10 protein-coding genes and 1 other annotated feature are annotated in these 13339 nt (G+C 33.4%); of the genes, 9 read left to right on the top strand and 1 reads right to left on the bottom strand.

Translation table 11 applies throughout. From position 1 onward, the window contains the following. The first annotated feature begins 27 nt into the window (after positions 1–27). The 9 genes from M2651_RS11795 (at position 28) to M2651_RS11755 (ending at position 11482) form a co-directional block, all read left to right on the top strand. Positions 28–795, top strand: coding sequence for an MBL fold metallo-hydrolase (locus M2651_RS11795; RefSeq protein WP_252132553.1), 768 nt, complete (start codon positions 28–30; stop codon positions 793–795). Positions 796–1461: 666 nt separating this feature from the next. Further along, complete coding sequence (locus M2651_RS11790; RefSeq protein ID WP_252132552.1) at positions 1462–2742, top strand: SLC13 family permease; 1281 nt, start codon at positions 1462–1464, stop codon at positions 2740–2742. A 302-nt stretch (positions 2743–3044) separates the two neighbouring features. Next, positions 3045–4808 (top strand): sigma-54-dependent Fis family transcriptional regulator, encoded by a 1764-nt coding sequence (locus tag M2651_RS11785; protein WP_252132551.1) that lies wholly within the window; start codon positions 3045–3047, stop codon positions 4806–4808. 277 nt (positions 4809–5085) lie between these two features. Continuing rightward, positions 5086–5967: a 4-hydroxy-tetrahydrodipicolinate synthase gene (dapA, locus tag M2651_RS11780; protein WP_252132550.1), complete on the top strand. Its 882-nt coding sequence runs from the start codon at positions 5086–5088 to the stop codon at positions 5965–5967. Between the two features lie 33 nt (positions 5968–6000). Then, a complete protein-coding gene (locus M2651_RS11775) occupies positions 6001–7170 on the top strand; it encodes an iron-containing alcohol dehydrogenase (RefSeq protein ID WP_252132549.1) in 1170 nt (389 codons plus the stop codon). Positions 7171–7173: 3 nt separating this feature from the next. Further along, the gene (locus M2651_RS11770; RefSeq protein ID WP_252132548.1) at positions 7174–8466 is read left to right on the top strand and encodes a four-carbon acid sugar kinase family protein; all 1293 of its coding nucleotides are present in this window, start codon (positions 7174–7176) and stop codon (positions 8464–8466) included. Continuing rightward, positions 8463–9458 (top strand): 4-hydroxythreonine-4-phosphate dehydrogenase PdxA, encoded by a 996-nt coding sequence (gene pdxA, locus M2651_RS11765; RefSeq protein WP_252132547.1) that lies wholly within the window; start codon positions 8463–8465, stop codon positions 9456–9458. Before M2651_RS11770 ends, pdxA begins: the two co-directional genes overlap by 4 nt. A 227-nt stretch (positions 9459–9685) precedes the next feature. Beyond that, positions 9686–10906, top strand: coding sequence for a sialidase family protein (locus M2651_RS11760; protein ID WP_252132546.1), 1221 nt, complete (start codon positions 9686–9688; stop codon positions 10904–10906). A 120-nt stretch (positions 10907–11026) separates the two neighbouring features. Then, entirely contained in the window at positions 11027–11482 is a 456-nt protein-coding gene (locus M2651_RS11755; RefSeq protein WP_252132545.1) for a NanQ anomerase/TabA/YiaL family protein, read from the top strand. 79 nt (positions 11483–11561) lie between these two features. Here the strand turns inward: M2651_RS11755 and trpB are convergent, their stop codons facing one another. Further along, positions 11562–12773, bottom strand: coding sequence for a tryptophan synthase subunit beta (gene trpB / locus M2651_RS11750; RefSeq protein ID WP_252132544.1), 1212 nt, complete (start codon positions 12771–12773; stop codon positions 11562–11564). An 82-nt stretch (positions 12774–12855) separates the two neighbouring features. Next, positions 12856–13091 (bottom strand) — a binding site (T-box leader). Between the last annotated feature and the right edge of the window lie 248 nt (positions 13092–13339).

Below are 13339 nucleotides of genomic sequence, written 5' to 3'. Positions count from 1 at the left end.
TAAATTATTTTGAAAGGGGAAAATAAAATGCAAGACAGGCCTTTTACCGCGAGAAAATTTAATAAAAATACCTGGGTTATAGAAGGAGTGGGAAGCTATTCCTATCTATTGCTTGGAAATGAAAAAGCTATGATGATAGATACAGGAATGAGTAGATTGAATCTTCGACAGTTTGTAGAAACAATCACGGATTTACCAATATTTGTTGCAAATACTCATGGTCATTTTGATCATACCGGTGGAAATGGATGGTTTGATATTAGCTATATGCACCCGAATTCAGTTCAGGATGCAAAGAAAGCTTTTGGTAATCCTGAAGAATTTCCTTTGGATTATAAAATTGAAACTGTAACAAATGGACATGTTTTTGATCTTGGTGGGCGTACTTTGGAAGTTATTGAGATTCCTGCACATAATGCTGGAAGTATAGCTTTTCTGGATAAAGAAAACAGGCTACTATTTAGTGGAGACGAATTAGAAGCTGGGCAGGTACTCTTAATGCTTGCAGATTATAGTTATGTAGAAAAGCATCAGCAGAATATGAAGCTTTTAAAAAAGAGGAGTAACGAGTTTGATTATATTTGTCCGGCACATAATGGCACTCCAATCCATGTCAGTTATATAGATGCCTTTATAGAAAATGATCAGAGGGTTATGGATGGTATTGAAGGAAAACAAGATATATTTTCACCGTCCCTGCCACAGGGCTTTTTTGAGTCAAATAAGCTTTTTAGACGTTCGGAATATAAAGGTAGTTCAATTGTATATAATATTAATAATATTTTTATCAGATAGTGGTTAAACTATTGTCTTAAATAAGCTATAAAGCTCCTCAGTGCTAATATTTATATCAGGAATTTGAGGGCAAAAATAAACTAATATTTATAAAGCTTTAAAAATATATACATAACTTTGACAGCACATCATGGAACAAAAGATTTAAAATAACTCCAGTAGAATGCTTTAAAACATTCTACTGGAGTTATTTTTATCAAAGGACAAATGATCAGTAAATACAGAAATTTTTGACGCTTACAATTATATTGAGTTTATTTTTTTCGAAATATATGAAAATTTAAAAAGAAACAGTTGAAAAATACAACAATATAGTGTAAAATAAAAAATGTAAGGTAGCTAACTACAAAAAAGTGTTGCAAATATCAACTGACATCTTTGGTTGATAACGAATTCTAATTCACCAAGAGTTAATTTTCAAAAGTAAATTTCATCAATAGGGAGGGGATTGGTAAAATTATTTTTATGTTAATCATCAAAGCACTTATAGTTTTGCGTATTTAAAAAGTAAGTGGTATACTAGTTTGGATGTAAAGGTTTAAGAGAAATTTTGAGATTCAAATTAAAGTGTGCTGAAAGGCAGTCATCAAACTGCCGCTTTGAGATACATATCTAGATAATCTCAGAGTCCTAAAAATTGTGTAAAAAAGAGAGGAGAACTATAAAATGACAACACAAATGATTATTGCCCTTAGTATCTTAATACTGATGATCGTACTCATCATGTCGGACAAGCTTGCGTTCGGTGCACCACCGCTGCTCGCCTGCTTACTACTGGTAGTAACTGGTCTATCCACCGTTCAGGAGGCTTTTGCAGGCTTTGTGAACCCAAGCGTTATCATGATTGCCGGTTTTATGGTAGTTATGGCAGCTCTCCAGAAAACCAGCCTTATTGATAAGGTCAAATCCTCTATGATTACCTTAGTAGATAAAGGTGGATACAAGAGTTATGCTCTGCTAATTGTGGTTGTAATGCTTGGAGCCAGTCTGGTAGGAAGTGGAGCTACAGGTTACTATGTGCTTATTCTGTCGTTGGTGGCTACTATTCCATATAGCAAAAAACTTCCAACTTCAAAGCTCATGATGCCTTTAGGTTTTGCTACTAACCACCCACTGATTCCAATTAATGTGGCGCTACACTTCGGTGTTACGATTACTGTTCTGGAAACTGCGGGATTCACTGGAAAACTTTCTATGGTAAAATTCTCCCTGATGAATGTGATTATGTCCATAGCTTTTCTGGTATGGTGTCTGATTTCTTATCGCTTGTTGCCTGATCATCCTGTTGCTGAAGCTTCTGAGGAGAATAAGGCTATGAATGAAGTTGCGTCAACTAAGATGGTTGCATGGAAAGAATACTGCGTTGTTGCTGCTTTCGCTGTAAGCGTTATCTGTATGATGCTCATGAACAAGTTGGGCAATGCAGCTTATGTGATTCCGGGATTGGCAGCTGCATTTGTGCTCTTTATTGGTGCTCTTGATTTTAAGGAAGTTCGCGACAATATGGGTGCTCCTGTGATCATTATGATGGCTGGTGTTATTGGTGTGGCTGACGCACTTGCTAATTCTGGCTTCACAGCCATGGTTGGTAAAAACGTGGCTAATGCCCTAGGTAACAACATGAACCCTTTTATCATTATCTTAATTTTCGCCTTATTGACTAGTACTTGTGCTACTTTTACAGGCTCTAACATGGGTTCTGTGTATATCTTTGCTCCTATTGCCATTGCTGCTTGTATGAGCTTGGGACTCAATCCTACCGCTGCTGCAGCTGCCGTGGTTGTATCAGGCTGGAACGGAGGATATATGCCAATCGACGGTATGCCAGCAATAATCTTTGGAATGGGTAAATATAAACTGCCACAGTTTTGGATGTTCACCGTTCCTATGTACTTTATAAGAATACTTGCACTTTGTATTGGTGCTGTTGTATTGTTTCCAATGTAAAACTGACGTTTTAACAGCAGGAACAGTTGACTTTTGTAGGTGTTTTGGCAATATGTTCTTGTTGTAATAAAAAATACAGATATGACTCTGAAAATAATATATTTAAGAGTTATATCTTTATTTTTTTCTGTCAAAATAAATAAAGAGTTTTTATAGGTTTTTATTGACTTGCAATCATTGTTTACAAGAAGTTTTGTAGATTAAATAAAACTTTTTTGTGGCTTATATATTGGGTATTTAATCAATAATTGCTATGGTATAATAATAACGAAAATAGTAAAATTACATTAGAAGGTGAGAATATGAAGGTTATGGTAATTGCTCCTTATAATGGTTTGAAGGAGTTAATAATAAATATGAAAGAGAATGTAGATTTCGATTTGCAAGTAGAGGTTGGTGACATGGAAAAGGGGGTGGCGCTTGCAAGAGAAGCATTAACCAATGGAACAGATATTATAATTAGCCGTGGTGGTACTGCAGAGTTGATTCAGAAGGAAGTTTCCATTCCGGTTGTAGAGGTAGAAATTTCAGGATATGATATGCTCAGAGTATTAACACTTTTAAAGGATTATCCTGGAAAAACTGCTATTGTGGGCTTCGCCTCAATTTCAGAAAGTGCTGCTACTGTTTGTGAAATATTAAATGCTGACATATATACGTATACTATTCAGAAGGAAGACCAGGTAGAAGAAATATTAATTAAGTTAAAACAAGAAGGATACAATGTTATTATTGGTGATGTTATCACAGTTAGGGAAGCAGAGAGAATGGGCTTAAATGGGGTATTACTTACTTCTGGCAGAGAAAGTGTACTAAAGGCCTTTCAAAATGCAAAAAAAATTTATGCTTATACTAAAAAGCTTAAAATGGAATTTTTGGTGGCTCATAATATTATCCAAAATGAGAAGGCGGGAATTGTTGCTTATAATCAAAGGCTTCAACCAGTTTATTCAAACCTTTTTTATCAAGAAAATCTGGATAATCTTAGAGATAAATTAAACTTGGAGCACTTAGTAAAAGAGGTGTTTCAAAAGGGTGAGTTTCAGACACTTATATTTATAGAAAATGAATATTGGAAGATTACAGGTTGTTTACTTGAAAATAACTCTGAGCTTGCTGTATTTCGTATTGAAAGAGGTAGATTGAATAATGAGAAAGATATTCCAGGTGTTTTCATAATTTCACCTGATGAAAATCTATCTGTAAATATTACAAATTTGATGATATCTAAAAATGAAAAGATGAAATATGCATTGGAAATGGCTGAAAAGTATAGCCGCATTGAAGATTCTATATGGATTACTGGGGAAAAGGGAACAGGAAAAGAAAAGTTAGCCCAATACATTCATTTTAATAGTTCCAAAAGACAATATCCTCTAGTAGTATTTCACTGCGATATAATTACAGAAGAGAGTTGGTCTGATCTATTAAATGAAAATGGTGACAAAGCCATCATTTCTTCAGCTGAAATAGGTATGGTATTCTTCAAAAATATTGATGCATTATCAGTATCTGTTCAGAAACAGTTAATAGATTATTTATTGAAGAGTAAATTGAATTGCAGACTAATAGCTTCTTCGGGGCATAATATTCTAAGTCTTATAGAACAAGGAAAGTTTCTACATGAGCTATATTATTATATGTCGCATCTAGCTTTAGAGCTTCCCTCATTAAATGAGAGAAAAGAAGATGTAGAAAGTCTAGCACGTATTTATATTAATGATTTTAATGTGAAGTTTGGTAAGCAAATTGTTGGCATTAGAGAAGGGGCGATAGAACTTCTTAAGAATTTTAAGTGGCAGGGAAACTTAAATCAATTTAAGGAAGTTATCGGAGAAATTATGTTAGTAGCAAATAATACTTATATAGAGTATGATGATGTTGAAAAAGTGCTAAAGCGTATAAAGATGCCAATTGATAAAGAAACTATTGATTTATCAGGAACACTAGAAGAAATAGAGCAGAGGATTATTAAAAAAGTTTGGCTTGAAGAGGGGATGAATAATACTCGTACAGCTGAACGATTGAATATAAATCGAACTACTTTATGGCGCAAGTTAAAATAAGCGCCTTTTTTTATGCAATATTTTATCGTTTATCTGAAGATATATTTCTTAGAGCTATAATAGATAGTATAAATAAAAAGATATTTTATTTTCTAGTATGGAAAATGAAAACAAGTTGAGAAAAGAAATAATTCTGTTTAAATATGCAACGATTTTTGATTGGTATGATGAAATTTGCAAAAAATATAGAGTAAATGTTGACAAATTAAACATATAGATTTATAATTAACTTATGAAACAGTTTTCAGATTCCTGTTTTAAAAAGGAGGTTATCGATATGAATATAAAAGGGATTTTTCCTGCAATGTTAACGCCATTAACTAAAGAACAAAAGGTTAATGAAACAGTATTACGTCAACTAACAAATTATTTAATTGAATCGGGTGTACATGGCCTTTTTGCATTAGGAACAAATGGTGAATTTCATCTGTTTAATGAGGAAGAGAAAATTCAAATTGCTAAGATAGTTATAGATGAAGCTAAAGGAAGGGTACCAGTGATGATTGGTACTGGTGGAAATGGAACGGCAGAAGTTATTGAACTATCTAAAAAGATGGAGGAGATAGGAGCTGACGCACTTTCTGTTATTACACCATATTTTATTACACCGTCACAGGATGAATTAGCTGTTCATTATGAAAAGATAGCTGAGGCGGTATCAATTCCAGTGATGTTATATAATTTACCTTCAAAAACTGGAATGAATATAGAGCCTGAAACCGTTGCTAGATTAGCGAAGGTTTCAAATATTATAGGAATTAAAGATAGCAGTGGTAAATTTGAAAATATAGAGCAGTATATCAACGTGACAAAAGAAGAGGATTTTTCAGTGTTTGCAGGTACAGACTCTTTAATTCTTAAAACATTAATGGCAGGAGGCGTAGGAGCAGTGGCTGCAACTGCTAACATGCTGCCAGAAATAGTTGTATCAATTTATAATAATTGGCGTGAAGGAAATATAGAGGAAGCTCAAAAAGCACAGGAAAAGTTACAACCTCTCCGCGATACCTTTGCCTTAGGAGCAATCCCTTCTGCTTTAAAGAAAGCGGTAGAGTTTAATGGAATACCAGTAGGGCCGCCAAGATTTCCTATATCTGAATTATCAGGTGAAGCTGCTTTGAAAGTAAGAAAAATGGTTGATTTTTATAAAGGAATATAACAGAAAACATGACTAGAAAGTGGTGATTAGATAATGAATTTATATCAATTTCAAACAGCAGATCATATTATAGCTGGACAAAATTCTATTGAATCCTTATCAGAACATTTACATTTAATAGGTACAAAAGTAGAATCTGTTTTGGTTCTAACACAGCCACCAATTAAAGCGTTAGGATTTCTTGATAAGATTGTAACTCAGTTAGTAAATAAAGGTATAACTGTGGATGTGAACATGGATATTCTACCTGAGCCTACGGTTGATAATATAAAAGATGTTTTCGGACAAGTAGGCAACAAAGAATATGATGCAATAATTGGTATTGGTGGAGGAAGTGTTCTTGATACTACAAAAATTATAGCAGTACTAAAAACTAATGATAGTCCTATTGAAGAATTGTTTGGAACAAATCTTATAAAGAAGCCAGGTGTTCCAACAATTTTAATTCCAACAACATCTGGAACAGGCGCAGAGGTAACACCAAACGCAATTGTCACTGTACCAGAGCAGGAATTGAAAATTGGTATAGTAAGTAAATATATGCTGCCAAGGCTTGTATTTATTGATCCAATATTAACTTTAGGCCTGCCAAAGCCAATTACAGCTTCTACAGGTATGGATGCATTTATACATTCACTTGAGTCCTTTATCTCAAATAAAGCAAATCCTATAAGCGATATGTTTGCGTTAGAGTCAATACGTTTGATCTCATCAAGCATAGTACAAGCTTATGAAAATGGATCAGATGTTAAAGCTAGAGAGAAGATGCTTCTTGGTTCCATGTACGGTGGCATGGCATTAACTTCTGCAGGTACTGCAGCTGTACATGCTTTAGCTTATCCATTAGGTGGAAAATATAAAGTTGCTCATGGTGTTGCAAACTCAATGTTATTACCTCATGTAATGAAGTTCAATATGGATGCTATTGCAGATCGTCTTTCTCTTGTTGCAAAACCGATGGGAATTCAAGTAGAAGAAGGGTTAACTCCTATTCAAATTGCTGAAAAGGTTGTAGAGCGAATTGTTGAATTAACTAATATTTTAGAAATTCCTCAGGACTTGACAGAATATGGCGTGAAAGAAGAAGACTTAGAAGAATTAGCAAAATCTGCTTTAGAAGTGAAACGTCTGCTAAATAATAACCCTAAAGAATTAAAATTAGAAGATGTTAAAGCAATATATAGTAAATTATTAGGTCGATAAACAATGAAATCTATAAGATTAGCGGTTATTGCAGATGATATAACAGGTGCAAGTGATTGTGGGGGTCAGCTTGTGCATTATGGTTTAGACGTTTCAGTGATACTTAACAATGATTTAATACTTCAAGGTAATAAAGAGGCTGTTATTTTCAATACTGATAGCCGTTCAATCCCTGAGAGTCAAGCCTATGAAAAAGTAAACCATATTTGTCAAAAAATAAAAAATGAGTATTTTGATGTTATTTATAAAAAAATTGATTCTACGATGAGAGGCAATATAGGACAAGAGATAAATGCGGTATATGATGTTTTTAAACCTGATTTTATGTTGATTGCTCCTGGTTTTCCTGAGAATGGTCGCCAAGTAATTGATGGTATTCACTTTTTAAATCAGAAGCAGCTACATGAAACAGAAGTAGCTAAGGATCCTAAGACTCCTGTAACAGATTCTAATATCATGAGGTTAATTCGAAATCAAGCTAAAAAAGAAGTGGGACATATTTCTTACAAAGAATTGAGAGAGGGATATGAATGCGTTGCAAGACGATTAGCGTACTTTAAGAATAATAATATTTCCTATGTGACAGTAGATTCTGTAGAGGAATCTGACTTGAAATGTTTGGTACAGATAATGTATAAAACTGATTATTCAGTGGTTTGGGTTGGTTCCGCAGGACTTATGAATTATCTTCCTCAAGTTTATGGTTTGAATAAGAAAAAGACAACAATAACTATAGAACCTTCTGAAAAACCTGTATTATTAGTTATAGGAAGCGTCAGTGCAATAGCAAGAGAGCAATTAGAGCAATTATTAAAAGACCAAAATGTAGCTGGATTAGAAATGAAATCCACAGAGATTATAGTAAATAATAAAGCAAAAGAGCAAGAGATTAAGAGATTAAAACAAGAGGCAATTTTAGCCTTCAAGCAAAAAAAGAATATTGCACTTTTTTCTTCATGGGAAGTAGCAGAAACTCAGAAGATAGGACGAGATAATGGATACAATGCAGTAGAAGTTAGTAACATGATATCCAATACTTTAGGAGAATTAGCTGTAGAATTAATTCAGGAGCTTGATCTGCGTCGCCTTTTTCTTACAGGAGGAGATACTGCTTTTCAAGTATTTGCACAATTACACATGACTGAATTTCATTTAATCGATGAAGTTGAATCAGGTATTCCAATAGGAAAGCTACAGAGTGACAAAGAAATTTATGCAGTAACAAAGGCAGGCAATTTCGGCACTAGTTTTGCTATGGTAAATGCTTTAAATATACTTCAAGGAGGTATAATATGAAACCTATTATAGGAATTACAATGGGAGATGCAGCTGGTATTGGCCCTGAAATCATAGTAAAAGCATTAGAACATTCTTCTGTCTATGATATTTCTCGTCCAGTTGTAATAGGAGATATAAAGATGTTACAAAGGGCTGCTAGCATCACAGGATCAAAATTGACGTTGAATAAAATAGAAAACATCAGTGAAGGTAAATTTGTTTCAGGAACAATTGATTGCATACACATGGATTTATTACCTGCTGATCTTCCTTTTGGAGAACTTTCTCCTTTAGCTGGAGATGCTGCTTTTAAGTTCATAAAAAAAGCTGTTGATTTAGCTAAAAATGGAGAAATTCAAGTTATTTGTACAGCGCCATTAAATAAAGCTGCACTTCATCTTGGTGGTCATATGTATCCTGGTCATACTGAAATTTTAGCTGATTTAACAGATACGGAAGATTACTCCATGCTTTTAACAACACCTAAGTTAAAGGTTATTCACCTTACAACACACAAAGGCTTAATAGATGCAATAAACTCAATAAATCCGGAGCGAACTTATAAAGTGATTAAACTTGCTAATGAAACTTTAATACGTGCAGGTTATAAGAATCCTAAAATTGCTGTATGTGGTATCAATCCTCATTGTGGAGAAAATGGGTTGTTTGGATATGGCGAGGAAGAGGAAAAATTAATTCCAGCAATAGAAAAAGCAATTTCAGAAGGAGTTAATGTAAGTGGACCTCATCCTGCAGATACAGTTTTTTTCCGTGCTATTCGTGGAGAGTTTGATTTAGTTGTAGCTTGTTATCATGATCAAGGACATGTACCAATCAAGGTATCAGGTTTTGAAGATGGTGTTAACATAACTGTTGGATTAAAAGGTGGTATAATTCGTACATCCGTTGATCATGGTACTGCTTTTGATATCGCTGGTAAAAATATTGCTGATGAGGCAAGTCTTCTTGCAGCAATAGAAGCAGGTGCTGAATTAGCTCCAAAATCTTAATACTATTTGAAGTAATAGCTTTAGAAAAATTATTTAGTTAAAATAAAAAGCTGACACAGAAGAAAAAGTGGCATAAGTAGTAAGATAATACAAATTTATATATGAATACCTAATGAAATGTATAATACAATATTATTTCATTAGGTATCATTAAAAACATAAATATCAATTCACAATGATTAAAAATATTAATGCTATATTAAATATAAATGGAGTGGAGTGTTATTATGAATAATATTGAAAAAGAAAACGTTAAAGTTAGTCAAGGAAAACTCTATCAAGTTCAAGATGATGTAGATAGAGTAGAAGCAGCGTTACCATCTTTCTGTATCCAGAATCATGCATCAAATATAATGCCATTACCAAATGGGGATTTATTATGTGTATGGTTTTCAGGAACACAAGAAGGTATAGCTGATATATCAATTTACATGTCAAGGCTTAATAAAGGAGAATCAGAATGGACAACTCCTGTGAAATTATCTGAAGATCCTACTAGGTCAGAACAAAATCCTATTTTGTTTCTAGCACCAAATGGAGACTTATGGCTAATATACACAGCACAAAAATCAGGAAATCAAGATACTGCTATAGTTAGATACAGAGTATCTTCAGATAATGGATACACATGGGGACCAATAGAGACTTTATTTGATAAACCAGGTACCTTCGTACGTCAGCCAGTAGTTGTTTTAGATAATTCAGAATGGCTTATTCCAATTTTCTATTGTCGTACACCTAAAGGTATAAAATGGACTGGAGATTACGATGTAAGTGCTGTTAAAATTTCAAGTGATAATGGTAAAACTTGGACTGAATACGAAGTTCCAAATAGTTTAGGCTGTGTTCATATGAATGTAGAAAAATTGAATGATGGTACATTATTAGCTTTATTTAGAAGCCGTTGGGCAGATAATATATATATGAGTGTATCTAAAGATAATGGAAGAACATGGACAGAACCTGTTCCAACAGAGTTACCTAATAACAATTCTTCTATACAATTTACAGTACTTGATAATGGTCATTTAGCATTAGTATATAATCATATAAATGCTGAAAAAGCTACAGAACGCAGAGCTTCATTATATGATGAAATAGAAGATGAAGAAGATGCTACAGTGTCCGAGGTTAGCGAAGAAGAAAACAGTTTTGTTCCAGAAGAAGAAGCTAATAGAAAAACAGCATTCTGGGGGACGCCAAGAGCACCATTAACAATTGCTATATCTGAAGATGGAGGAAAAACTTGGCCATATAAGAGAAATATCGAAGTTGGTGATGGGTATTGCATGAGTAACAATTCTAAAGAAAAAATAAATCGTGAATTTTCATACCCTTCTGTAAAACAAACTCAAGATGGAAAAATTCATGTTACATTTACTTACTTTAGACAGTACATCAAATATGTATGTGTTTCAGAAGAATGGGTAAAGGCCGGAACTAAATAAATTATGAATCTTTAAATTATGAAGCAATTGATGTTTAATCCATTGCTTCATAATTATTATTAGCCTAAATTCAAGATTTTATTAAACTTACCTAACTTTTTAAAAAGGAGAGAATATTAAATGATTATTGCAGCTTTAAAAGATGCTGAACGTTACTGTTACAATGATAAAATGCAAAGAGCTTTTAAATTCTTAAAAGAAACTGATTTACAATCATTAGAGATTGGTAGATATTCAATTGAAGGCGATGATATATTTGCGTTGGTGCAAGCTTACAATACAAGAAAAGAAGAGGAGTGTAGGTTTGAATCCCATCAACGCTATATGGATATTCAATTCATTATAGAAGGTGTTGAAAAAATGAGCTGCATTCACGTCGATAGATTGGTTTTAACTGAGAACGATCTTATTAAAGGTGATAAAGCTTTTTATAAAGCAGATTGTGTTGGTAGTGAACTGATTGTTCATAAAGGTGATTTTGTTATTTTTTATCCTGAAGATGGTCATAAAGCCTGCATTGCTGTTGATGAGCCTTGTTTTGTAAAAAAAGTTGTTTTGAAGGTTTCTTTAACTTAGTTATTAAATAAAGACTGCAAGAAGGCATGAGAATGCTTTATGCAGTCTTTATTTAATTGTCTATAATTATAACAGAAATTTATTGTTTATTTAAAAGATCAGCGACAGTTTCATCTTCTTCAATCATATCTTTAACCTGAGCTACATCTTTATCTCCTCTGCCGGATAAATTAACTATAATTATATTATCTTTAGGAAGTTTTGATGCAAGCTTTATAGCATATGCTACTGCGTGAGCACTTTCAAGGGCAGGTATTATGCCTTCTGTTCTAGATAATTCAAAGAAAGCTTTTAAAGCTTCATGATCAGTTACGGCTACATAATCAGCTCTTCCGCTGTCTTTATAATAGCTGTGTTCAGGTCCTACACCAGGGTAGTCAAGACCTGCAGCCATTGAATATACAGGAAGAGGTTCTCCTTGTTCATCCTGAAGAGTATAACATTTAAATCCATGAATTATACCAGGAGTACCTTTAGTCAAAGAAGCGGCATGTTCTTGAGTATCAAGGCCTTTTCCCGCAGGTTCAACACCTATTATTTTAACGGCCTTATCGTTAAAAAAAGGATGGAAAAGACCGATAGCATTACTTCCACCGCCTACACAGGCCACAATATAATCAGGAAGTTTTCCTTCCATTTCAAGTATCTGCTCTCTGGCTTCTTCTCCAATTATGCTTTGAAATTCTCTAACCATTGTTGGATAAGGGTGTGGACCAACAGCAGAACCTAGAAGATAAAAAGTATCCTCAGCATTTTGTACAAAATCATTTAAAGCAGCATCAACAGCATCCTTTAAAGTTGCAGTTCCACTTGTTACAGGAATAACCTTAGCACCAAGTAACTCCATTCTAAATACATTTAATTGTTGTCTTTTAGTATCTATTTCACCCATATAAATTGTACAATCCATACCAAATAATGCACATACTGTTGCTGTAGCAACACCGTGTTGTCCTGCACCGGTTTCAGCTATTATTCTTTTCTTACCCATTCTTTTAGCTAATAAAGCCTGACCTATAGCATTATTTATTTTATGGGCACCAGTATGATTTAAATCCTCTCTTTTAAAATAAATTTTTGCGCCACCAATTTTTTCGGTTAATCTTTCTGCTAAATATAGAGGATTTTCACGTCCTATATACTGCTTCTGATAAAACTTTAATTCCTCTAAAAATTCCGGATCTTCGATATACTTATAAAAACTATCCTCTACTTCTTTTAGTACATTTTTTAATGGTTCAGGAACAAATACTCCGCCAAACTCACCAAAATAACCATTATTATTTAACATATAAAAGCCCCCTTATTTTAAAATAATATTATTAACTTATCTTAATTAATTAAAAAATCCTCTGCAAATGCAAAATGCAAATGCAGAGGACGAAATATCCGCGGTGCCACCTCAATTGTTTGAAAAAACCACTTATTTGGATACAATATAAAATGATATCCTATCTCTATAACGGGAGAACCCGGGTTACCTACTATATAAATTATTTCAGCTTCCTCTCATAAGACCATTCAATATGTTCTCTATCATCGGATTCCCACCAACGCCGACTCTCTGTAGACTTTAAACATATCTACTTTTCTTAATCATTGATTTAGTGTAATAAAATAATTAATTTAATTTTAAGGAAATAGTTTGTCAATGTCAAGGGGAATTTTTCTTTTTGATTTGTGAAATGTTAAACAATAAAATATGCATAGTAAAGTAAATATTATTTATAGTTTTTAACTATAAATATCCTATATAATTCATATTAACTATCATTCCTTTCGCTGTGCTCAAGGCACAAAAATTTATGAAAATGTATATTCTGTACAAACTCTGTCAATAATATAGGCAAGTATGCA

This window comes from Clostridium caldaquaticum, assembly GCF_023806125.1.
GTDB classification, from domain to species: Bacteria; Bacillota; Clostridia; order Clostridiales; family Clostridiaceae; genus Clostridium_AT; species Clostridium_AT caldaquaticum.
The sequence above is the reverse complement of the archived record's forward strand: the minus strand, read 5'-3'. Positions and strand labels throughout refer to the sequence as shown.